The following is a 22,578-nucleotide window of genomic DNA, read 5'->3' as shown; positions in this document are numbered from 1 at the left end:
GCTGCCACCGTTTCATCGGCGTTTATGGCTATCTGTGCTCGCTAGCGTCCACCCACGATGGTGGTCACCCGTAGCGTACGATCATCCGGCACTTCCGCCTGAGACATCACCACCATATGGCGCATACGGCGGCGCAGGAAACGCGACAGCACTGCGCGTAACGAGTGTTGCACCACCAATACCGGAGCTTCGCCACTGGCTTCGTGCTGCTCTAGTGCTTGCTGTGCCTGGTTCATTAAGGTATCTGCTAAGCCGGGCTCCATAGCCCCGTTACCGTTCATCGCCTGAATAAGCACTTGTTCTAGCTGGGCATCCAATCCCATCACATGGAGCGTTTCCTGGCCAGCAAACCACTGCTGGGTGATAGCACGGCCTAGCGCAATGCGTACTAACGCTGTGAGTTCATTGGGGTCTTTCTGCTGCGCCGCATACTCCGCCAGGGTATCCAGCACGGTACGCATATCGCGAATAGAAACATCCTCATCCAACAGGTTCTGCAGGATGCGCTGAAGCACCGTCAGAGAAATCGCTTTTGGCACCACTTCTTCCACCAGCGATTTTTGCTCATCACCGAGCTTATCCAGCAGCTTCTGTACTTCCTGGCGACCAAGCATTTCCGGCGAGTGGCGATGCAGCAGGTGATTTAAGTGCGTGGCAATTACCGTGCTGGCATCTACTACCGTATAACCATACACCTGTGCGTGCTCACGCTGACTGGCATCAATCCAGACAGCGGGAAGGCCAAACGCGGGTTCTTGAGTAGGCGTCCCCTGCAGCTCGCCAGAAACCTGCCCAGGGTCGATGGCCAGCCACTTGCCGGGCTGCGCTTCGGCGCGCCCAATCTCTGCGCCCTTCATCGAAAGCACGTAGGTATTGGGGGAAAGCTCCAAGTTATCGCGTATATGCACGACCGGGGGTAAAAAACCCACCTCCTGGGCAAACTTTTTACGCACGCTTTTGATTCGGCCCAACAGCTCCCCTTTTTGGCGCGAATCCACCAGCGGAATCAAGCGGTGTCCCACCTCCAGGCCCAGGGTATCGACTAGCTGGACATCCTCCCAGCTCGCTTCGGGGGTTTCCTGTACCGGTGGCGGGGCCGCCGCAATTTCTTCCTTCACCAGTGCTTTGTCTTTTTGGCGAATCAACAGCCATGCTAGCCCAGCGAGCAGTGCTGTAAAAATCAGGAAAACCAGGTTGGGCATGCCTGGCACCATGCCTAGCAGCCCCATCACGATGGCAGATAGAATCATTACCTGGGGATTAACAAACAGCTGGCCGATCATTTGCTGACCAACATCCTGTTCGGTATTCACCCGCGAGACCGTGACGCCCGCTGCAGTTGAGATCACCAGCGCCGGTATTTGGGCGACCAAGCCGTCGCCGATGGTCAATAACGTATAGGTGCGGGCAGCATCGGCAAATCCCATATCGTGCTGCATCATGCCGATCAGCAGGCCGCCGATAATATTGACCACCATAATGACCAGACCGGCCATGGCGTCACCGCGGACGAATTTACTAGCACCGTCCATTGAACCGTAAAAATCAGCTTCCTGGGCAACTTCGGCACGACGCTTTTTAGCGTCTTCTTCACCAATCAAACCTGCGTTCAAGTCGGCATCAATGGCCATCTGCTTACCGGGCATAGCATCCAGCATAAAGCGGGCGCCCACTTCGGCAATCCGCCCGGCCCCCTTGGTAATTACCATGAAGTTGATAATCACAAGGATTAAAAAGACCACCAGACCAACCGCAAAGTTACCCCCCACTAAGAAGGTACCAAATGCCTCGATGACTTTACCTGCCGCGTCACCCCCTTGGTGCCCTTCCATGAGAACCACACGGGTAGACGCAACGTTAAGCGACAAGCGCAGCAACGTGGTAAACAGCAACACGGCTGGAAACGCCGCAAAGTCCAGCGGCTTTTGCGCAAACATGCTGACCAACAGCACCATAATGGCCAGGGCAATATTGAAGGTGAAGAGCAAATCCAGCGCAAAAGGCGGCAGGGGCAAAATCATCATGCCCAAAATCATTAAAATCAGCAGCGGGCCAGCGAGCAGCTTCATGCGTACATCGCCCATCCAGTCACGCTGATTGATCAATTGGCCTAAGCCTTTCATGACTGCGCCTCACTGCCACCGGCGCGGGGGCCGGGACTCGCCATTTCCGGGGGAACCGGCAAATTATCAGGGGTGGGGGGCACCTCGCCTCCTTGTTGTGCAACATGCTTTAGACGGTAAGCCCAGGCCATCACTTCGGCTACGGCGGTATACAACTCCGCAGGCACTTCGGCTTCTAAGTCCACATGATGATACAGGGCACGGGCCAAGGGCGCTGCCTCCAATCGTGGCACACCCGCCTCTGCACCAATGTCACGGATGCGCGCCGCCACCGCATCGGCCCCTTTGGCAACGAGCCGGGGCGCACCCATACTGCCCTCCTGGTACGAAAGTGCGACCGCATAGTGGGTAGGGTTAGTAATAATAACGTCAGCATCCGGCACTTTGCTCATCATGCGGCCCCGCGCCATCGCCTGCTGCTGCTGACGAATGCGGCCTTTGACATGCGGGTCGCCCTCGGACTCTTTATGCTCTCGCTTTACCTCTTCTTTGCTCATGCGCAGCTTTTTGGCATTGCTCCATAGCTGAAAAGGCACGTCGATGAGGATAACCACCACCAGTGACAGCACAATTAACCCAGCTGCTAGCGCTGCCATATTGAGCGTACTGACCAACGCCTGCTGGATAGGCTGATCCATCAGCCCCATAAACTTACCGATATTAATGTACAAAAAAGCCGCCGCGACGCTGCCGACCAGCACTGACTTAGCAATCGCTTTGGCTAACTCAACCAGTGCCTGAGCACCAAATATGCGCTTCACCCCTTTAATGGGATTCAGTTTTGAGAGCTTGGGCTGCATCGATTTTGCTGATACCAGCCACCCCCCCAACAGCGCAGGTGCTGCCAGCGCCACGACGGTAAGCAGTAAAAAGAGCGGAATCATGGCAAACAGGGTGCGCTGACCAAGATCCAATGCGTTCACCAGCATGGGAGTACTTTCCATTACCTGGCGACGCTCAAACAAAAATGCCTGCTCCATCACCATGCCCAACTGGTCATAGAGCATCTGCCCCATGCTCCACAGGCCTATCACGCCCCCTAAAAGCAGCATGAAGGTAGTGAGCTCTCGGGAACGCGGGACCTGGCCCTCTTCACGCGCTTTATCCAAGCGCCTGGGTGTGGCCTCTTCGGTTTTTTCCTGGTCGCTGTCATTATCTGCCATGCTACTATCCGGCCTGTCGTACGCGGCTCACCATAAATTCAGCCGCCCTAAAAGGCGGCTGAACAAAAGCCTATAGTGCCAGATGCGGCTTGTTACAATGTCTTAATAACAACGCATTAAAAGCCTAATTCGTCCAATAAGTCATCTACCTGATCTTGGCCTGTGACGATATCTGGGGCATTCTCCTGCACTTGAGGCCCATTGAGAAGGTCCTCGTTGCGACGCGCGTTCTCATTTTTCCACTGATCTTCGGCCTTGCGCTGCATGTTTTCGCGCGCTTGTGCACCCGGCACGTTGTCAATCAACACCTGCACCAGCTGATGTTCGATCTCGCGAATCACATCCATCATTTTCTTGATGACTTGGCCGGTCAGATCCTGGAAGTCCTGTGCCATCATGATTTCCAGCAGCTCTTTATTAGTCGCTGCGGCAATGGTGGGCACATCGCTTAAGTAAGTGCGCGTTTCTTTTACCAGTGCTTTAGCGTCATCAAGCTCCTGGGGAGCCTCAAACCAAGCTTCCCAACGCTTATCTAGCGATTCAGCGCGCTCAGACAGCTGATCCTGCAGCGGCTGCGCTCGGTCGATAGCGTTTAACGCTCGGTCGGCCGCCTGCTCCGTCATGGTCGCCACGTAGTGAAGGCGGTCACGCGCATCAGGAATCGCTTCCGCCGCTTTTTCGATCTCTTTGTCTAGCCCCAGCTCACGCATATTATCGCGCAGCATACGGGTAAGCTTGCCGATGCGATGGATAAGCTCTTCAGCGGCTTCTTCAGGCAGTTGGGCAGTGTTTTCCTGCTCATTCTGGCTCATTGTCGTGTCTCCTTGCTCACCGAGCCACCAAGGCTCAGCCGCATTATTTACCCATCTTGTCGAAGATTTTATTCAGCTTCTCTTCTAGGGTAGCGGCAGTGAACGGCTTAACGACATAGCCGTTAGCGCCTGCTTGGGCAGCTGCAATAATGTTCTCTTTTTTCGCTTCAGCCGTCACCATCAGTACCGGCAAATCTTTGAGCGCCGCATCTTGGCGAATCTCTTTGAGCATTTCCAAACCGTCCAGGTTGGGCATATTCCAGTCAGAGACCACAAACTCAAAATTGCCTGCTCGCAGCTTATTCAACGCGTCCTGACCATCTTCTGCCTCATCTACGTTGGTAAAGCCCAGCTCTTTTAGCAAGCTACGGACAATCCGACGCATGGTGGGAAAGTCATCAACTACCAGAAAACTCATATTTTTATCGGCCATTGGTCATCCTCTCATCAAACACATGGGTTAGGGTGACTGGAAATTCAGTCAGGGTTGATTAGGGTTAAAACTCTTCCCACTCATCGTGGTGATTTTTCTGGGGCGTGCCTTTCTGGGCAACAGGTCGTGCCGCAGGTGCCTGAGATGCCAGCTGCGCCGGCGCGGTAGACCGCGGCAACTCATAACGCTGTCCTTCAGCTTCCAGCAGTTTAAAGACAGCCACAGCTTCTTCTAGCCGGCTCGCTTGCTCTTCAAGTGAGGAAGCAGCCGCTGTGGCTTGCTGAACCAGGGCGGCGTTTTGCTGGGTCACTTCGTCCATTTGTCCCACCGCTTGGCTAACCTGCACAATACCGTCACTCTGCTCCTGAGACGCTGCGGAGATCTCATCCATGATGTCGGTAACCCGACGCACGGCAGTGACCACATCGCTCATTGTGCTACCCGCCTGCTCTACCAGGGTGGAGCCTTGCTTTATTTGCGAGACCGAGGCATCAATCAGCGTTTTGATCTCCTTAGCCGCATCCGCGCTACGGCTAGCCAAGTTACGCACTTCACCGGCAACAACAGCAAAGCCGCGCCCTTGCTCACCGGCGCGCGCTGCTTCTACCGACGCATTCAGGGCCAATATATTGGTTTGAAAGGCAATCGAGTCAATTACGCTGGTGATGTCAGCAACTTTTTGCGAGCTAGTTGAGATACCGTGCATCGTTTGCACAACCTGCTCAACCACTTGCCCGCCCTGCTCAGCGGTGGTGGATGCATCTGCGGCTAGAGTGCTCGCTTGCCGCGCATTATCGGCGTTCTGCTTCACTGTCGCCGTCATCTGCTCCATGCTGGCAGCGGTTTCCTCAATGGAGGCTGCCTGCTGCTCGGTACGCGATGATAAGTCTGCATTGCCACTGGCAATTTCTCGGGTGCCGTGATGAATTTCACTGCTACCCTCGCGCACTTTAGACACGATACCGGTGAGGTTTTGCTGCATCACCGCCATGGCAGCAAACAGTTGCCCTATCTCGTTTTTGCCTGACGCTGGCAGCGGTTCGGTTAAGTCGGCCTCGGCAATTTTATCTAAGCGACGAGTCGCATCGTTCAGCGGTGAAATCACTGTACGGCGTAGCCCGGTATACATCAGCACCGTTAGCAGCAGCGCAAAGAGTGTTGCGATCACGTTAATCAGGGTAAAGAAATTTCCCTGTGCATCGGCATCACTGCGGATGTCGTCCACACGTTGAAACCCGTATTGAATAAAGGCCGTTGCACTCTCATTTAAACTGGCTAATGGCCCTGTTAATTCACCACGAAGACGGTTGTACGTGGTGATATCCATGGTTTCAAAGCTTATTAATTGTTGATTTACTAACCCGAACACGGCTTGAAAATCTTCGACCAAGTCACGGCCAAGCACCTCACCTTGAGGCGTTCGCGGCGACGCCGCAAAGTTTTCAAATCGCTCCTCCGCGCGCTCAATACGATCAGCGGCAATAGCGACTTGTTCGTTCGACTGGCGCGTCTGCCCAACCATTAGCAAATTTGACGCTGTTTCCATGGCGAGCATGGCTTGATTTAGCAATGAGTCCGCACGATTAACTTCGTTTAGCTGATCGCTGCTAATAAGGTCTAATGTCGCCATGTTTTGCTGGGCGTTGCGTTCTGCTACAAAGTTGATTCCTGCTAACATCAATATCACGGCGATAAAACTGATCAGCGCCGCGATAACCGCTGTATGAATACTCATATTGCGAAATAAGCGAGCCATAAACGTTCCCCCGTTGCCCTTATTGTGTTGATGGTGCGTTTTTTTAATAACGTATTGTTTTAATTATTACCGCTATACCCGCTGTGCGCGGCCAGACGACGCGACCAGCGACATCAAGCGCGCTGGTATATCGTCTAACGCAACAACATCAACGGCACCCCCAACGGCAATCGCCTCCCTGGGCATTCCAAAGACCACACAGCTCTCTTCATTTTGTGCAATCGTTGGTGCGCCCGCTTGGCGCATTTCTAATAGCCCCGCCGCGCCATCTTTTCCCATCCCGGTCAGGATGACCCCAATGGCGTTCTTGCCGGCATGTTTTGAGGCCGAGTGAAACAGCACATCGACCGATGGCCGGTGACGATTAACCGGCGGGCCATCGTTGAGTCGTGCCACGTAGTTAGCGCCGCTGCGGACGAGTTCAAGGTGCTGATCACCCGGTGCGATATAGGCATGGCCGGGCAGCACACGCTCACCATCAGTGGCTTCTTTCACGGTAATCCGGCACAGCCGATCCAACCGTTCAGCAAACGAGCGGGTAAAACCGCCCGGCATGTGTTGGGTGATTAAAATAGCAGGCGCATTGGCGGGCAAGGGTTCCAACACGGCACGTATAGCTTCAGTACCACCGGTAGAGGCGCCAATGATGATCAGCTTCTCACTGGTGACTAACGGTGCTTTCAACTGTGCAGGAGGCGGCGTGTTTTTATGACGGGCCTGGCGGGGGCGGGAGCGTGCCGCAGCGCGCAACTTTTCAGCAATTTCGTTGGCGTACTCCATCATCCCGTTGCGAATGCCTAGGCTCGGCTTCGCGACAAAGTCTAAAGCTCCTAGCTCAAGCGCCCGCAGGGTGATTTCAGAGCCGCTTTGTGTCAGTGATGACACCATTAGTACCGGCATGGGACGCAGACGCATTAGCCGTTCAAGAAAGTCCAAGCCATCCATCCGTGGCATTTCCACGTCGAGCGTCAACACATCGGGGTTGTGCTGCTTGATCAAATCCCTGGCCACAATGGGATCGGGCGCAACGGCAACCACTTCCATGTCTGGCTGTGAATTGATGATTTCGGTTAATAAATCACGAATCAGCGCCGAGTCATCGACACATAAGACTTTGATCTTGGCTGCGCTCAAAGCACGCCTCCTTTTACGGTAGCTACCTACTGTGCCATGTCGCTTCCGCACTAACATTGCCTGTTAACGGAGCTTAAGCACATAAACGGTTTTATTTTTTAGCGAGGGTGTAAACCGTCTGCCCACGCAACTTAAATGCATCACTGATATAGGAGAAGTTTTCAGAGTGCCCGGCAAACAGCAAACCATCTGGCTTCATAAGCGGTGCAAACCGCTTTAAAATCTTCGCCTGGGTGTCTTTATCAAAATAAATCATGATGTTGCGGCAAAACACAGCGTCAAAGGGCCCCTTTATCGGCCATTGGGGCGCCAGTAGGTTAAGCGGCAAAAACTCGACTAATGCGGAAACTTCAGGGCGAATGCGCGCTAGCCCGATATGATTGCCGGTGCCTTTCTGAAAAAAACGTTTTACCCGCACTTCATCAAGCTTGCGCACCTGCTCTTGAGGGTAAATACCCGCGCGGGCTTTACTGAGCGCTTCGGTATCAATATCGGTGGCGATAACCTTCGCTTGTGAGGCTTTAGGGCCGAGCGTTTCGAGCAGCGTCATGGCGATAGAGTAAGGCTCTTCCCCCGTTGAAGCGGCAGAGCACCAAATAGTGACTGGCTCCTGCTTATGTTTAATGTGCTCAGCCAACAGGGGGAAGTGATGCGCCTCACGAAAAAATGCGGTTAGATTCGTCGTCAGTGCATTGGTGAAGGCTTCCCACTCTTTTGCATCCGGCTGGCGCTCTAAGCGAGACAAATAGTCGGTAAAGTGCGTTATGCCATGGTGGCGCAGCCGCTTGGCTAAGCGGCTATAAACCATTTCACGCTTGTGCTCAGCAAGCACAATACCAGCACGCTGGTAGATCAGTTCTCTGATGCGTGAAAAATCGGCGTCTGTGAGCAGCAAGTCGCGCTCAATTTGACCACTCGATGCCCATTGGCCGGCATCAGCTACCCGTTCGCGTTGTCCGCTCAAAACTCTTCCCACTCCTCTGCAGAGGCCGATTGTCGCTTCACAAGCGGCGCTGGGGATGTCGCGCTATTTGGCTTCGCAGACAGTGTATGCGCAGCAGCAGGTGCCCCAATGGCGGCGGGCATGGGCTGTAGCGATCGTTGATGGTTTAACCGAAAGGCTTCCACGGATAGCGCCAGCAAACCCGCTTGATGCTCTAATGCCGCTGCCGCTCGCGCGGTTTCCTGCATGCGGCCCGCATTTTGCTGGGTCGCTTGATCCATTTCCGCTACGGCTTGGTTCACTTCTGCAATACCGCTGCTTTGCTCTTCTGAAGCCGAAGAAATCTCGTGCATAATTTGCGTTACATTACGTGCCGCTTCAGCCACTTCACTCATGGCCATTTCAGCTTTTTCCACTAATCCGGCGCCTGCGCTCACTTCCTGACTCGAACCATCAATGAGTACGCGGATCTCTTGAGCGGCTCCTGCACTGCGCCCCGCCAAATTACGCACCTCTTCTGCCACCACCGCAAAGCCGCGCCCGTGCTCCCCTGCTCTGGCCGCTTCAACCGACGCATTAAGCGCTAAAATATTGGTTTGAAACGCAATAGAGTCGATGACATTAATAATCTCAGTCATTTTGCGAGAGCTTTCGGTAATACGCTGCATGTTGTCGACTAATTGCGTCATCAGCTCGCCGGTTTGTGTGACCCGTGTAGCATTGTTATCGGCAAGACGGCGGGCTTCTTGAGCGTTATCGCTATTTTGGCGTACGGTGGTGGTGATCTCTTCCATGCTGGAAGCCGTTTGCTGCAGCGAGGCTGCCTGCTGCTCCGTCCGCGATGAAAGCTCTTCGTTGCCACTGGCAATATCCTGCGCTGCAGGGGTGACCACTTCAATGCCGCTTTTGACCTCACCGATAATGCTGCTGAGGCTTTTACGCATGGTATTGAGCGAATCTAACAGGATGCCAATTTCATCACGACGACGCGCAGGCACAGGAGCCGCCAAGTTGCCCCCCGCTATCTGTAGCGTAAAGCGCGAGGCGCTTTTTAAAGGCCTGACAATGGCACGTAGCGTAAGCACACCAATCAGAATGAGTAGCAATAACCCTGTTGCCAACACGCCCGCCTGGGCGCTCAGCATCGTGGTTTGCCCCTGTTCAGCCTCTACCGCCATGTCTTCCGCAGCAGCCTGCTTTTGCGCAATCAGCTGATTCACCATGCCTGACAGCGCTCTTCCATCGGTATTCATCACGCGGATGACGGCATCTAAACCGGTAAACGCTTCATAGGTATCTTCCGCCTGTAGCACATTAGCCGCTTGCCTCATACCATTAGCCAAGAAGGCTTGGAGCTGCTGATTAAAGGTATCTGCCAGCGGGCTAGCGTTAACGTCACGCTGGTAGTAGGCCTCCCAAACCTCAGCCACCTCAGCGGCGCGTTCAGCCACGGCTTCGCCTATCTCAAACCGCTCGCTGATGAGCTGCATCCGCTCTGGTTCAACCATCGACTGGTGCGTCTGGGCAATGGTCTGGTCGATCTGCTGCAAACGAATAACATCGCGCAACCCATCATTATTGAGTCGGTCTAACCGTTCACTAGCAATATTTAGCCCATAGAGCCCTAGCCCACCACTGACCAGTAGCAGGATGCCTGATACGGCAATCATGCCTACCAGCTTGGCGCGAATAGTATCCAGGCGCACCCGCTTAAGGCGCTGAATCAGCCCTTTATAACGTATGCGCCCCTTATCCAAATAAACCTGTTTCAGGCGTCCCTCACGGATGCCTGCATAAACCTGCTCGGCATGAGCAATTGCCTCCCGCGATGCCTGAACCCGCACCGAGGCATACCCCACTACCTGCTCGTTTTCGACAATCGGCGTGACGCTGGCATCTACCCAGTAGTGATCCCCGTTTTTGCAGCGGTTTTTAACTAACCCGCGCCAGGTTTCTCCGGCTTCAACGGTTTGCCATAAATTGGCAAACGCCGCTGGCGGCATATCTGGATGCCGAATCAGGTTATGGGGCGCACCAATAAGTTCGTCATGACGAAAGCCGCTAATATGGATAAACGACGGGTTAGCATACGTAATGCGGCCTTTAAGATCCGTACGCGAGACAAGAAAATCATCTCCCTGTAGCTCAACTTCGCGCTGGGAGACTGGTTGGTTGTTACGCATTAATATGCCTTATTGTCAGGAGGGTATTGTTATTAGTTCACAGAGCGATACGCAATGTGGAGAGTGGTTTAGAACGCTTCCCACTCATCTACCGACGCCGTTGATGCAACTGCTTTAGACGGTCGCGGCGTGGCACTGGGCAAGGGGGTGTGAGTAGCTATCGGCACGGCGCTCTCTGATACACGAAAACGTTCAACCGCCTCGCGCAGGCGTGCGGCCTCGCTCTCTAGCTCATTGGCACTGCGCGCAGCCTGCTGCACCAGCTGGGCATTCTGCTGAACTACCTGATCCATTTGAGCAACCGCTTGATTGACTTGACCAATGCCATTGCTCTGCTCTTCTGAGGCGGCAGCAATTTCATCCATAATATCGCTAACACGCTGAACCGCCGCGACGAGATCTTGCATCGTCTGCCTTGCTTGGTTCACGCGCTGCGTTCCGGTATCAACTTTCCCCAGCGAGGCGTCAATAAGCGTGCGTATTTCTTTTGCGGCATTGGCACTGCGGCTCGCTAGGCTACGAACTTCCTGCGCCACGACCGCAAACCCTTTACCATGCTCACCCGCCCGTGCGGCCTCGACCGAGGCGTTCAGCGCTAAAATATTGGTCTGGAAAGCGATGGTGTCGATCAGCGTAATTATGTCAGCCACCTGATGGGAGCTAGCGCTGATTTCTTGCATCGTTTCAACAATATTGCCGACCTCTTCACCGCTACGCCGGGCCGTTAGTGTCGCGTCACCCGCCAGCTGACTCGCTTGACGCGCGTTATCAGCGTTATGGCCTACCGTAGACGCTAATTGCTCCATGCTAGAAGCCGTCTCTTCCAACGAGGAGGCCTGTTGCTCCGTACGTGAAGATAGGTCGTTGTTACCGCTGGCGATATGCTGTGAGCGCTCAAAAATTGAGGCGCCGCTTTGGCGAACGACCCCCACCGTCTCGGAGAGTGAACGCTGCATATGCGCCATCGCACTATACAGCCGGCCTATTTCGTTATTACCCGGCGAAGTAATTTGCTGATTCAAATCGCCTTGCGCCATACGCTCAAAATAACCCACCAAGTTATCCAGCGGGCGCAAGACGTTCGCCGTCACCCCCCAAATAACCGCCACAACGGTGAGCACCGTCATGATGACCACACCAACAAGTATCCAGCGGATGGGGGTTGCAAATGCTGCAAACGCGGCCTGCTGCGACGGCAAGTCGCTGGTCGCTTGCACAATGGCAGCGCCATGGTGAAGTGCGTAAAGGCCTATGCCGCACGCCAGGACAATGAGGAGTGAAAACGTAGCAAGTACCAGTCCCCAGCTTAAACGGACGGTCATATTGCCCATTATTTGACGCACTAGCTGTGTCACACGCATTACTCCAAGCACAACCCAATAGGCCACAGCACTCCATCGCTCGGGGCTTGGCTGTTTAGCTCCAACTAGGCACACTCCTTGTGCCTAGCGATCTACTATTAAGATTGGCTAGTGCTATCCACTAGCGCCATTTCTTCGCTGGTCAGAAGCTTATCAATATCCACTAGCACCAGCATTCGGTCGTCAAGGCTGCCTAGCCCGCTCAAGAAATCAGATGAAAGCGTCACCCCAAACTCGGGTGCAGGCTTAATCTGCTCTGGCGTTAGGGTCATCACATCGGAAACACCGTCGACCACAATCCCAACGATACGGTCGGCGACATTCACCACGATCACCACGGTTTGACCGCCATACTCGACATTTTCCAGATGAAACTTAATGCGCAGATCAACAATCGGCACGATGACGCCGCGTAGATTCGTCACACCTTTTATGAAATCCGGTGCGTTGGCTATACGCGTTACATTTTCGTAACCACGAATTTCCTGCACCTTCAAAATATCGATGGCGTACTCTTCTTCGCCTAACGAAAACACTAGGAATTCGCGATTTTCTGCCTCTGCAGCGGCTAGCACCGCCTTATTAGCTGCTTGACTCATGACGGCTCAGCCTCCTTGTAATAAGCGAGATGGGGATGATGGGTTACTTTACCTGCTTCTTTTTTGGCACGGCTCAAACGATGCAAACCCGTGATGTCCAAAATCAATGCGACACTACCATCGCCAAGGATCGTAGCCGCAGAAACGCCCGGCACTTTGCGGTAATTATCTTCAAGGTTTTTAACGACCACCTGCTGTTGGCCAATCAGTTCATCGACCAACATGGCATAACGACGCCCTTCGCCCTGTACGATAACGGCAATGCTCTTCGTCGGGTCAGTAATCGCATTTTCGACGTCTAACACTTCATGAATGGCGATAACAGGCAGGTATTCATCGCGTACCTTAATGACCACATCGTCGCCTGCCATGGCATACATATCCTCTTTGGCAGGCTGAAGCGACTCAAGCACGGTAGAGAGCGGTAAAATGAACGTTTCGCCACCTACTTTGATTGACATACCGTCAAGAATCGCCAGGGTCAGCGGCAGCACAATGCGCGTATTGGTGCCTTCTCCTTTCTTGGACTGTATTTCAACACGCCCGCCCATGCCTTGAATGTTACGCTTTACAACATCCATCCCGACACCGCGCCCTGACACGTCGGTCACCTCTTTGGCGGTCGAAAAACCCGGGGCGAAAATCAGCTGAAAAACGTCTTCATCGCTCATTGAGTCGGAGACGTTCAGTCCATTTTCGCGGGCTTTATCTAACAGCCGATCGCGGTCCATGCCCGCCCCGTCATCGCGCACTTCAATCAGGATATTGCCGCCTTGGTGGCGCGCCGAAAGCGTCAGCTTACCCACCCGGGGCTTGCCAACCGCCTCACGCTCATCGGGCATTTCAATGCCGTGGTCTAAACTGTTGCGCACTAAGTGTGTGAGCGGGTCGGTGATACGCTCCACCAGACTTTTATCCAGCTCGGTGGATTTACCTTCGGTAATAAGCTCAATCTCTTTATTCAGCTTACCGGCGGTATCGCGCACCACGCGGGGGAAACGGCTAAAGACAAACTCCATGGGAATCATGCGGATTGACATCACCGCTTCTTGGAGATCCCGGGCATTACGCTGAAGCAAGCTCATGCCGTTTTGAAGCGAGCTATTGCCTACAGAGTGATCATCAAGGTCACTCACCGTTTGATCGAGCATTGATTGAGTAATAATCAGCTCGCCGACCAGGTTGATAATTTGGTCAACTTTGTCAACGGAGACGCGGATTGAGGAGGACTCAGCGGCGGCTTTTTTGGGCGCGGCTTTTGCAGGCTTTTCGCTCGCTTTAGGTGCGGCTTTATCACTCGGCTTTTCAGGCGCGGGAGAACTGCTCTCTTGTTTGGCTGCGGGGGCCTGCTCTGGCGCAGAAGCAGCGGCGGGGGCCTCAGCTTTCTGGGGCGATGCTTGCTCACTGGCGGCGACGCTGCTGATAGCGATCTGCTCAGGCTCAATGATAAAGCACATCACCGCCTCAATATCATCGGCGCTAACATTACCTTTGAGAACGACCTCATAGCGCTTGTCATCGCCTGACTGCGACTGAATATCACCCAGTTGCTCCAGCTCTTCCACCAACAATGTGCGATCTTTATCGTTGACGTTCAGCAAGGCGACTAATAAGTGTGTTTCGCCCACTTCCGGGGCATCGCTCTGACTCGCTTCTGCCTTGCTCGGCTGCGGCATGGTTGGCTCGGGCACTGCAGGTGCATCGAGCGTTTGACCAATCTCTTCTAGCGCGATCTTTTGTAAAACTTGGCAAATTCGTTCATACGCTTCTTGATTGGGTTCTTCCTCGTTGCGATAGGCATCGAGTTGCTCATGCATGATGTCTTTAGCCTCTAAAAAGGTGTCAACGAGGTCCGCGCGCAGGGTCAGTTCGCCTTTGCGTGCATGATCCAGCAGGTTTTCGAAAATATGCGTGGTCTTTTGCAGCACGCTAAACCCAAACGTTCCTGCACCGCCTTTTATAGAGTGGGCCGCACGGAAAATAGCGTTCAACTGCTCGCTATCCGGATCATCGACATCCAGTTCCAATAAGTGCTGCTCCATATCGGCTAGCAGCTCTTCCGCCTCTTCAAAAAAGGTGTCAAAAAAATCCGCTATATCCATGCACCGCTCCACATTATCATCATATTTTTGTGACCAGCTTCGCTCATTCGGCTATGTCGGCCTGTGGCATGTCTGGCAGTAAGGCCTCTTCGGGCACTTCGGCCTCAGGTAACGGCACCTCAGTGCTAAGAATACCTGGGTCACGAATCGTCTCAGCAATTTCAGGCAACAGCACTAAAAGCTCAATACGCCGATTAATAGGATCCGAAGGAGCAGTGTCAGGCAGCAGCACCCGATCAGCAAAGCCTGATACGCGCAGTAGTTGATCTGGGTCAAGTCCACCAACAACCAGCTCGCGCCGCGACGCATTAGCGCGGTCACTAGATAACTCCCAGTTGCTGTAGCCCCGATAGCCACCCGCATAGGGCACGCTGTCGGTATGGCCACTGATACTAAGGTCATTGGGCAATTCATTGAGTAACGGCGCGATGGTGCGTAAAAGGTTGCGCATGTAGGGCGCTACCTGGTCACTACCCAGTTGGAACATGGGCCGCTGCTCTGTGTCGAGCAGCTGTATACGCAGCCCTTCTCGGGTAAGGTCAAAGCGCATTTGGTTGCGCAGTTGGCGCAGCTCTGGATCTAGCTCTATAGCCCGCTCTATACGCTCTTGTAAATCAGAGAAAAACCGCCGTTCCTGCAAACTAGGCCGCGGCTGCAACGACATATCTACCTGGGCGCGCTCGCCATCGCTATGCGCTGGGTCAGGCCCGCCACCTGGGATAACACGCGTACTGCCGCCGCGATCACCGGTCATCGCGGTGATCAGCGGCGTGCTAAAGTAGTCCGCCACACCTTGGCGTGTTTCGTCACTGGAAACACTTAAAATCCACATCACCAAAAACAGCGCCATTAGCGCGGTCATAAAATCGGCTAATGCGATCTTCCATGCCCCACCATGGTGGGCATGAACTACTTTTTTACGCCGAATAACAATCGGGCGTTTGTCACCGCCCTTACTCATGCATTACCGGCCTTTTTTGAATCGCGGACATACTCTTCAAGCTCTGAGAAGCTCGGCCGTTCGGCGGTATGCAGCGCTTTACGACCAAACTCAACGGCTAGCTGGGGCGCATACCCATGCAAACTCGCCAACAACGTGACGCGAATACACTGCAGCATTTTTTCCGCCTCTTTTGCCTGTCGATCGGCATAGCTAGCGATCGGGCTAATAAAACCGTAGCCCATCAAAATACCCAGGAAAGTGCCCACCAGTGCCATTGCGATCATTTGACCCATTTGCTCAGGGCTGGCATCGGCATAGGTCAGCGCTTTAATAACCCCCATGACTGCCGCCACGATACCAAACGCGGGCATGGCATCGCCTACCTTAGCTATCGCATCAACGGGAATATGGGCTTCTTGCTCGAAGACTTCGATTTCGTGCAGCATCAGCTCATCGATTTCCATCGGCTCCATGCCGCCGCTCACCATTAAACGTAGATAGTCGGTCAAAAAATCCATGATGTGGGGATCGGCAAGCACCGCAGGGTGCTCTTGGAACAGTGGGCTTTCCTGGGGGTTATCGATGTCGCGCTCGATACCCAACATCCCTTCGCGACGAATTTTAGAAAGCAGCTTGAACTGGAGCGCCATTAGCTCCATGTACAGAGCCTTGTTATATTTTTTGGTGCGTTTGAGCCTAGGCAATATTTTAAACGTGGCTTTGATCGCCTTGCCGTTATTGGCAGCGATGAACGCGCCTACGCCCGCACCGCCAATAATGAGCAGCTCTAGGGGTTGATACAGGGGGCCTAAACTACCGCCTGCCAGCACATAGCCGCCAAATACGCACAATATTACGACCACATAACCTAGGAGAATCAGCACAAGCAGTGTCCTTGCGATAGCAATTTTTATATCAACGGAACGCCATCCCCTGCTTCATCATTATGAAGACATTGGAAGACCCCATCCCAAGTGAAGCTTAGCCATATCATACTCATTCACAGGCAATGTTTAATGAAAAAGTACCACTGACTTTTAACGCTAACTATAGAGTAACGGCTGTTGCTATTAGCCATATGCCCACCTTTAAGTAGCGCAGGACTATATTTCTATACTGGGCGCTCCCGGGTCTTGCGTGTTTTTCCGGCCCGCGAAGGTGGCTGACAAATACCGCACACATAATCATGCGAAGGACTGTGCGCATGAGCCACAAAGCGTCCGCTACACCGAGTGCATGTATTTAGCTGCAGCAAGTCACTCTCAAAGAAACGCACCAGTGTCCATGCCCGTGTTAACCCCAGCACTGGCTCCACGTCTTCAAGTGCGATTTGTTCTTCATAAAGACGATACGCTTTAACGAACGCATCAATACGCTCGCAGCAAGTATCTTGTTGTAAACTTGCATAAATATTATAAAAAAGGGATGAGTGAACATTGGGCAACCAAGTAACAAACCAATCTGCCGAAAAAGGCAACATCCCTTTAGGAGGCGACATGCCACGCACTTCCTTATACAGCTTAATTAGGCGGGTACGGCTTAGATCCGTTTCCGTCTCTAACACCTGTAAACGTGCGCCTAATTCAATCAATTCGATTGCCAGCTGTACTTGATGCATTTCATCAACCAAGCTTTTCTGGCTCACTCTGCCCCTCCATTGGGTAATGAATCGAACGGTTCGCAGGCGGATAATAGTGATGCATGCAAACCAGAAAGCCCTTGATCCCTGGGGTTTTCCATAATTTGCCGCAAACGCTGCCCACTAGTTTGACTAAACCGACACACTAATTGATTAGTACGTGCCAACTTCGTCAGCTGCCATGCATTAAGTGAAACGAGTAAATCTGCCAGTTCGCTATCAACTTTCAGGCGAAACATGGCGGCCTCTCGATCTTCACTCAGTAGACGCTGGGCAAGAAGTAAGTACGCTAAGTTTAATTCTTCAATTTCATCAAGAAAGTTTGATTGGCTCATAGTGTTCCATCGAACGACACAGGCGCGGCCTTATAAACTTTATAATGACGCCATGGGTGACTTTTTCCATAAGCCTCATGGTTGCACACAACGTCTACATTGGCTACTTGCTCTACTCACGATGGCTTATTGTCCCTTCAGAAAGCTCAAATACCCACACTAGCAACTCAGCCACGACTTGATATAGGCTCGCTGGCACTTCAGCATCTAAATCTAGCTGCATCAACAGGGCCACCAGCTCAGGGGCATCGTGCACGTAAATTCCTTGCCGCTGCGCTTCTGCCATAATCCGTTCAGCCAGCTCTCCATACCCTTTAGCCACTACCCGGGGTGCCTGATCTCCTTCCTGGTAGGCCAGCGCAACAGCTTGACGACGACGATCACTGGGCGCCCTCATAGCTGCCCTCCCCACTGAGATGACGGGCTTTTACCTGCACTTTACGAAAATCCAGGGCGCCCAACCGCTGCTCTAACGCTCCGACCCCCTGCTCAAGCTGTTGATAGGTCGCTAGGTCGTCCGTTGAAAGATCTATACTAAGAACTGCCTGGTAGAGCGATAACGCAATACTAAACGCCCCGACATTAGGCACCTCAAGCTGCATTTCAGAGCGCCAACCCTCCTCTGCTTCCGCATCACCCTGGGCTTCCTCGCGCCCCTCATCCCGCGTGGGCAGGTGAACCACTAACGCCATAAAAATCCCAGCCCATACGTCACCCTCCCAACGAATGGTCGGCATCACGAGCATTTCCAACTGCTGACGCACCAAGCTCTGCAGGTTTTCATGCACAACCTCACGACCGCCACGCTGGATGGCGATATCCGTCAGCTCGCGTACGCCGCCTGCATCCACTCTGGCCTGGGCTGCCTCTGGCCTCTCTGCCGGTAAGGGAGCAGCAGGTGAGGTTGGCGTATTCGCAACAAGCACCGCAGGACGCTCAAGCATGGGCTTATCGCTTGCTACCGGCAACAGCGTGGTATTGGGTAAAATAGCCAAGTTATTCGCTGCTGCTGACGCAGAAGCTCCCACTACCAAGGCTGTTGGCACTTGCGCCGATGAACCCGCTTGAAGCGGCGTCGATACGGGGGTGGGCACCGGTAAATTAGCAGGCTGTAGAGGCCGTGAAACCAATTGCATTTGTGGCTCACGCAGTAGCTGCTGGCGGGAGACATCCCCCTGAAACCAGCGCTTTAGATGCGATTCATAGAATAAACCGCTATCGCGTATGCTTGATTCTAGGCGCGTCGCTAGCGTTGCCGCTGTCGGCGCATCCTGTGCACTCATCAGCGGCGCTTCTGCGCGCATTACGGTAGGCGGGGCGGGAAACCGTAGCAGCACATCCGCAATGGTGCGTGCCGCAGGACTTAAGTGCGTTTGAGTAGAATTTGGCCCCGCATTGGCGCCGTTTTGAGTAGGTAAACGCTGCCCATCCGGAGCAGTTGGCAAGCGCTTAAGATCACTTAGCGGTAGCGACATAGGCCGCCCGTCTAAGCTAGCATCGCCTTGCAATGCCCGCGGCCCTTCACCCGGAGGAACAGGCTGCACCGGGGCATTCAAAGAGCGCTGTAAAGAGGCTTCTCCTTGACGCCCCAGCACTTGGTGCATAAGGGTATCGATAAGTGGGTTGATGCCACTCACGGCGCGCCCTTACCTTCTGCGCCGTCAACGTTTTGACTGCCTTGCTGAGGCGCATAGGCACGGTGCAAATCACGTTGGCGCTGGGACACGCCAATCAACTTGCCTAGCTCTTCGCGCCGCGCTACTAGTCGACGTCGAATTTCTACATCGTGCTCCAGAATACTTTCCAGCAGTTCAGCCTTACGGGTCTTGGCAGAAGCATCTAACACGACTTGTTGATCACGCTCACGCAATTCCTCTACTAAGGTCACGTAATGCGTACGCTGCTCGATAAGCTCTGGCCACTGCTCTGCATCGGCCAGCTCGTGCATGTGCTTTGCACGTACAAGCAATTTGGCATAGGCCTCTAACAGCGCGTGCTGTGCAGTGCTTTGGAACGCTTCAGAACCCGACATAATTGCCTCACGCACTCTGCTGTTGGCCGATTTCACGCCATGCTGAGGCGATATCTTCCAATAGCCGCTCCGCCTGATTTAGGCTCTCTTCGTCATTACGTAGATTCGCAGTCAGAAGCAAGCGAGCAATATAGTCATACAGCGAGGCAAGCCGTTCAGCAATATCGCCGCCTTGCTCTTGATCCAATGCCGCCGCTAATCCATTGTTAATAATATCCAGTGCTTTGGATATCGATTTTCCCTTTTCGGCCGTGTTGCCTGCCTGCAAGTGAATACGCGCCGCTCGGATAGCGGCCTGGGCGCCATCAAATAGCATGACGATAAGCTGGTGTGGGTCAGCTGACATCACGCCGCTTTCTACGCCGACACGGGCATATGCCTTAGCACCACGGCCATAGGCGGCGCCACCGCGAGTGTATGTCATAAGCGGGCACTCCTTTACTAGGTAACACAACAGCCGTGATAGCAGGGCCAACACATGCTGCTAATGGTTCAAAATATGCGCTTTCGCGCTCAGCTATGAAGTTATATCGGCGCCATAACCTCCGACTTTAACCCTCAAACACGCTTTATCTCATAAAAGTAATGTTCATGTAGTAGAGGGCTGTCTAGCGGTTAGATAGCCGTGCGCCGCAGCAAGTTACGTGGACACTGCCACTTCTTTAACGGGCCGGCCCAATCTCTCAAGAACATCACCTCGCACGGATACCCCCAGCGTGTCGCGCAGTGGCGGCTCAGCGCCTTCGGCAAGCACCACCTCAGCAGGCGTTCCATCTTTATTAAGACGCACAATCCACGCCAGCTTCTCACTTGAAAAATAGGCCAGCGAGCCAACTGGGAGCGCTTTAAAGTGCTCGATATAGCGTTTGATCCAATGGGGGTCAAACTGGTGAGGGTGGCGCAGCAAGTGCCTATAAATCTGTTGTGCCGTTTTTGCCGGACGGTCGGCCCGGTCACGACGCATTGCCTCAACCACATCAACAATAGCGCTAGCCTTGGCTAACTCATTGATATCATTACCGGACAACCCCTCTGGGTAGCCGCTACCATCAAGCCGCTCGTTAATTCCCCCAATGACCGCCTGAGCAACAGAGGCTGAGAGCCATTGGCAGCTGTGCAGCCGATCCATCAGCAAAGACACATGCTCCCGCATCGCCTGCCGATGGGTCGCTTCAAAATTAGGCGCCTTAAATACCACCTGAGGAATAAGCGCCTTGCCTAAATCATGAATCAAACTACTGGCCACAACTGCCTTTTGCACATCGCGCGGCATGTTGCTTCCCACAAGATCCAACAAGTGTACGGCCACGGCGATACCATGACGCACCAGAAGCGGCTCAGGCGATAAACAGCGCGAAGCAAACAACAGCGCTTCACGATCTTCTTCATGCAGCATTAGTACTCTGTCTGCGTTGCGTGACAGCTGCCGAGAGTCAATATCACTCCCCTGCTGAAGCAGCAACAACTGGGCATCAAGGTAAGCTGCCACTTTCACCAGGCGCCGTGCCGTTGGGGTGGCGTAACGCCGGATATCACGGCGCCCAACAAGCTCTGTACCTTTCGCGCGCCTATCGGGTTGTTCAAAAAGCGGCGATGGCTGCCGCTCCTCTTGCGTCTCTTTTTTATAGCGCGCCGCTTCACGCTCTATTTCGCAAACGAAGTACCAAATTTGGCGCTCTTGATCCGATGTACAGTTGGCAAAACGGAACCCCACGCGCAAAATATGGCGCTCAGGATCTGTTTTTTGGTGCCGAGGTATGCCCTGCACCTCAAAGTAAGTCCCATCAGGAAACGTATAGGTGAGCTTAAGAGGGCTGTCCGCCTCAGCAAGTACACCACTCGCTGTTAAAGGCAGCTCTATCTGGCAGCCATCCTGGGACAGATCACGCAGCTCCCCCTGAGCACTCTCCCCGTCGGCACTCACCACAGCGGCAGGCACCACCATGCCCATACGCAGCTCTGCGCGAAACGATTCGCGCCGCTGCAGCACATCTACCGTGGCGGGATAGTCGCTACAGCACAGAAAGCGCCCGCCGGAGCGTCGCGTTTCAGTTAATGAAAGCAACGGCGTACGCAACACCTTGCCCTGCGATTGACCGCGTAGAAAAAATTGCTCCCCCTGCTGCAAACGACCTAACAAATAGTCAACGGAAGAGAGATCCATCACCAGGGTTTCACCCGCGTGCTGCTCCATTAACACGATAGGCTCAGGGCGCGCATCCGACGCAGCCAAGCAGAGCGAGACGCCACCACTTTCAATCATGGCATTTAAATAAGCGCTTATCGTTGAGGCACTGGTTACGCTTTCATATTCATCTTGCTGAACGGCCATGCTCGTTTCGCCTTCCCTACCACGTTATTGTTTGACACCCAACCCGAAGCGGCAGAGCATAACAGAAGCTTTCAGCATGCCACATACGCCCATCAGGCTACTTCGGTATTTCTTTTTGCTCATATACAAAAAGAAATACCGCCGACCGCTATGCACGTATAAAGATTAATGGATAACAGCCGATAGCTATCAAAGAGGCTAATAATTAAGCAATAAACCGCCTCAGCCTTTGATATTGCAACGTTACCTGGCCATTAGGCTTACTTACCTTTGGAGGAACGTCTCTTATGGGCCCACTGCCATTAGATAGCGCGTCTGCTGCGCTACCCACCCTGCCAACGCAAACGCTTACGCCGCGCCAAGAGTTTGAAAACAAGCTGAGCTTGCTGACAACAGCAGAAAGCCAAGCCCCCGCAAGCAGCACGATCAAAAAAGAAGAGCTCATTGAGCCAATAAAACGTATTAATGATGTTATGCGACCACGCGGCCTGGAATTTGATGTTAGCGAACAGTCGACGCGCATCATTACACGCGTGGTGGACCGCGATACGGGCGACGTGATTCGCCAAATACCCGCTGAAGAAGTATTGCTGCTCGCCGAAAAACTAGAGGAAATGCAAGGCCGACTTATTTCCGTAGATGCGTAAGGCAGTCATAGACAGCAAGCGAACGCTAAGCAGCATACTGC

At 53.5% G+C, this 22,578-nt stretch carries 21 protein-coding genes; 1 reads left to right on the top strand and 20 read right to left on the bottom strand.

Annotated features, from left to right (window positions below):
- Positions 1 to 41: 41 nt before the first annotated feature.
- From flhA to LG301_RS00525, 20 genes are all read right to left on the bottom strand, one after another.
- On the bottom strand, positions 42 to 2,123 hold the full coding sequence (flhA, locus tag LG301_RS00620) for a flagellar biosynthesis protein FlhA (RefSeq protein ID WP_404472539.1): 2,082 nt from the start codon (positions 2,121 to 2,123) through the stop codon (positions 42 to 44).
- Entirely contained in the window at positions 2,120 to 3,286 is a 1,167-nt protein-coding gene (flhB, locus tag LG301_RS00615; RefSeq protein WP_404472537.1) for a flagellar biosynthesis protein FlhB, read from the bottom strand. The genes flhA and flhB overlap by 4 nt, the downstream gene beginning before the upstream one ends.
- Before the next feature lie 116 nt (positions 3,287 to 3,402).
- Complete coding sequence (gene cheZ / locus LG301_RS00610) at positions 3,403 to 4,098, bottom strand: protein phosphatase CheZ (protein ID WP_404472535.1); 696 nt, start codon at positions 4,096 to 4,098, stop codon at positions 3,403 to 3,405.
- A 43-nt stretch (positions 4,099 to 4,141) separates the two neighbouring features.
- Positions 4,142 to 4,531 (bottom strand): chemotaxis response regulator CheY, encoded by a 390-nt coding sequence (cheY, locus tag LG301_RS00605; protein WP_404472534.1) that lies wholly within the window; start codon positions 4,529 to 4,531, stop codon positions 4,142 to 4,144.
- 64 nt (positions 4,532 to 4,595) lie between these two features.
- A complete protein-coding gene (locus tag LG301_RS00600; protein WP_404472532.1) occupies positions 4,596 to 6,287 on the bottom strand; it encodes a methyl-accepting chemotaxis protein in 1,692 nt (563 codons plus the stop codon).
- A 72-nt stretch (positions 6,288 to 6,359) separates the two neighbouring features.
- A complete protein-coding gene (locus tag LG301_RS00595; RefSeq protein ID WP_404472531.1) occupies positions 6,360 to 7,421 on the bottom strand; it encodes a chemotaxis response regulator protein-glutamate methylesterase in 1,062 nt (353 codons plus the stop codon).
- A gap of 91 nt (positions 7,422 to 7,512) precedes the next feature.
- On the bottom strand, positions 7,513 to 8,385 hold the full coding sequence (locus LG301_RS00590; protein WP_263066440.1) for a CheR family methyltransferase: 873 nt from the start codon (positions 8,383 to 8,385) through the stop codon (positions 7,513 to 7,515).
- Complete coding sequence (locus LG301_RS00585) at positions 8,382 to 10,547, bottom strand: methyl-accepting chemotaxis protein (RefSeq protein WP_404472528.1); 2,166 nt, start codon at positions 10,545 to 10,547, stop codon at positions 8,382 to 8,384. Before LG301_RS00585 ends, LG301_RS00590 begins: the two co-directional genes overlap by 4 nt.
- Positions 10,548 to 10,615: 68 nt before the next feature.
- Positions 10,616 to 11,908, bottom strand: coding sequence for a methyl-accepting chemotaxis protein (locus LG301_RS00580; RefSeq protein WP_404475127.1), 1,293 nt, complete (start codon positions 11,906 to 11,908; stop codon positions 10,616 to 10,618).
- Between the two features lie 98 nt (positions 11,909 to 12,006).
- Entirely contained in the window at positions 12,007 to 12,507 is a 501-nt protein-coding gene (cheW, locus tag LG301_RS00575; RefSeq protein ID WP_263066442.1) for a chemotaxis protein CheW, read from the bottom strand.
- Complete coding sequence (gene cheA, locus LG301_RS00570; RefSeq protein WP_404472526.1) at positions 12,504 to 14,609, bottom strand: chemotaxis protein CheA; 2,106 nt, start codon at positions 14,607 to 14,609, stop codon at positions 12,504 to 12,506. The genes cheW and cheA overlap by 4 nt, the downstream gene beginning before the upstream one ends.
- A 43-nt stretch (positions 14,610 to 14,652) precedes the next feature.
- Complete coding sequence (gene motB, locus LG301_RS00565) at positions 14,653 to 15,570, bottom strand: flagellar motor protein MotB (RefSeq protein ID WP_404472524.1); 918 nt, start codon at positions 15,568 to 15,570, stop codon at positions 14,653 to 14,655.
- Complete coding sequence (gene motA, locus LG301_RS00560) at positions 15,567 to 16,436, bottom strand: flagellar motor stator protein MotA (RefSeq protein ID WP_404472522.1); 870 nt, start codon at positions 16,434 to 16,436, stop codon at positions 15,567 to 15,569. Before motA ends, motB begins: the two co-directional genes overlap by 4 nt.
- 227 nt (positions 16,437 to 16,663) lie before the next feature.
- The gene (flhC, locus tag LG301_RS00555; RefSeq protein ID WP_404472520.1) at positions 16,664 to 17,197 is read right to left on the bottom strand and encodes a flagellar transcriptional regulator FlhC; all 534 of its coding nucleotides are present in this window, start codon (positions 17,195 to 17,197) and stop codon (positions 16,664 to 16,666) included.
- Entirely contained in the window at positions 17,194 to 17,526 is a 333-nt protein-coding gene (gene flhD / locus LG301_RS00550; protein WP_404472518.1) for a flagellar transcriptional regulator FlhD, read from the bottom strand. The genes flhC and flhD overlap by 4 nt, the downstream gene beginning before the upstream one ends.
- A gap of 112 nt (positions 17,527 to 17,638) precedes the next feature.
- Positions 17,639 to 17,923, bottom strand: a complete 285-nt coding sequence (locus LG301_RS00545) for an EscU/YscU/HrcU family type III secretion system export apparatus switch protein (protein WP_404472516.1) — start codon at positions 17,921 to 17,923, stop codon at positions 17,639 to 17,641.
- A complete protein-coding gene (locus tag LG301_RS00540; protein WP_404472514.1) occupies positions 17,907 to 19,163 on the bottom strand; it encodes a flagellar hook-length control protein FliK in 1,257 nt (418 codons plus the stop codon). Before LG301_RS00540 ends, LG301_RS00545 begins: the two co-directional genes overlap by 17 nt.
- Positions 19,160 to 19,558 (bottom strand): flagellar protein FliT, encoded by a 399-nt coding sequence (gene fliT, locus LG301_RS00535; protein WP_404472512.1) that lies wholly within the window; start codon positions 19,556 to 19,558, stop codon positions 19,160 to 19,162. Before fliT ends, LG301_RS00540 begins: the two co-directional genes overlap by 4 nt.
- Positions 19,559 to 19,565: 7 nt before the next feature.
- Entirely contained in the window at positions 19,566 to 19,982 is a 417-nt protein-coding gene (fliS, locus tag LG301_RS00530; protein WP_404472510.1) for a flagellar export chaperone FliS, read from the bottom strand.
- Between the two features lie 216 nt (positions 19,983 to 20,198).
- A complete protein-coding gene (locus tag LG301_RS00525) occupies positions 20,199 to 21,890 on the bottom strand; it encodes an HD domain-containing phosphohydrolase (RefSeq protein ID WP_404472508.1) in 1,692 nt (563 codons plus the stop codon).
- Between the two features lie 287 nt (positions 21,891 to 22,177).
- On the opposite strand from LG301_RS00525, the gene LG301_RS00520 reads away from it, so the two are divergent.
- A complete protein-coding gene (locus LG301_RS00520) occupies positions 22,178 to 22,537 on the top strand; it encodes a flagellar protein FlaG (protein WP_404472506.1) in 360 nt (119 codons plus the stop codon).
- Positions 22,538 to 22,578: the final 41 nt, after the last annotated feature.

Origin of the sequence: Vreelandella venusta, assembly GCF_044809155.1 — a bacterium.
GTDB lineage: Bacteria > Pseudomonadota > Gammaproteobacteria > Pseudomonadales > Halomonadaceae > Vreelandella > Vreelandella venusta_B.
The sequence above is the reverse complement of the archived record's forward strand: the minus strand, read 5'-3'. Positions and strand labels throughout refer to the sequence as shown.

Excerpts from the sequence above, each read along its gene's own strand:
- LG301_RS00525 (WP_404472508.1), bottom strand. The coding sequence starts at position 21,890 with ATGGCCGTTCAGCAAGATGAATATGAAAGCGTAACCAGTGCCTCAACG.
- flhB (WP_404472537.1), bottom strand. The coding sequence starts at position 3,286 with ATGGCAGATAATGACAGCGACCAGGAAAAAACCGAAGAGGCCACACCC.
- flhD (WP_404472518.1), bottom strand. The coding sequence starts at position 17,526 with ATGAGCCAATCAAACTTTCTTGATGAAATTGAAGAATTAAACTTAGCG.
- LG301_RS00520 (WP_404472506.1), top strand. The coding sequence starts at position 22,178 with ATGGGCCCACTGCCATTAGATAGCGCGTCTGCTGCGCTACCCACCCTG.
- fliT (WP_404472512.1), bottom strand. The coding sequence starts at position 19,558 with ATGTCGGGTTCTGAAGCGTTCCAAAGCACTGCACAGCACGCGCTGTTA.
- flhA (WP_404472539.1), bottom strand. The coding sequence starts at position 2,123 with ATGAAAGGCTTAGGCCAATTGATCAATCAGCGTGACTGGATGGGCGAT.
- fliS (WP_404472510.1), bottom strand. The coding sequence starts at position 19,982 with ATGACATACACTCGCGGTGGCGCCGCCTATGGCCGTGGTGCTAAGGCA.
- LG301_RS00580 (WP_404475127.1), bottom strand. The coding sequence starts at position 11,908 with ATGCGTGTGACACAGCTAGTGCGTCAAATAATGGGCAATATGACCGTC.
- LG301_RS00600 (WP_404472532.1), bottom strand. The coding sequence starts at position 6,287 with ATGGCTCGCTTATTTCGCAATATGAGTATTCATACAGCGGTTATCGCG.
- cheA (WP_404472526.1), bottom strand. The coding sequence starts at position 14,609 with ATGGATATAGCGGATTTTTTTGACACCTTTTTTGAAGAGGCGGAAGAG.
- cheW (WP_263066442.1), bottom strand. The coding sequence starts at position 12,507 with ATGAGTCAAGCAGCTAATAAGGCGGTGCTAGCCGCTGCAGAGGCAGAA.
- cheZ (WP_404472535.1), bottom strand. The coding sequence starts at position 4,098 with ATGAGCCAGAATGAGCAGGAAAACACTGCCCAACTGCCTGAAGAAGCC.
- LG301_RS00545 (WP_404472516.1), bottom strand. The coding sequence starts at position 17,923 with ATGAGGGCGCCCAGTGATCGTCGTCGTCAAGCTGTTGCGCTGGCCTAC.
- motB (WP_404472524.1), bottom strand. The coding sequence starts at position 15,570 with ATGAGTAAGGGCGGTGACAAACGCCCGATTGTTATTCGGCGTAAAAAA.
- cheY (WP_404472534.1), bottom strand. The coding sequence starts at position 4,531 with ATGGCCGATAAAAATATGAGTTTTCTGGTAGTTGATGACTTTCCCACC.
- LG301_RS00585 (WP_404472528.1), bottom strand. The coding sequence starts at position 10,547 with ATGCGTAACAACCAACCAGTCTCCCAGCGCGAAGTTGAGCTACAGGGA.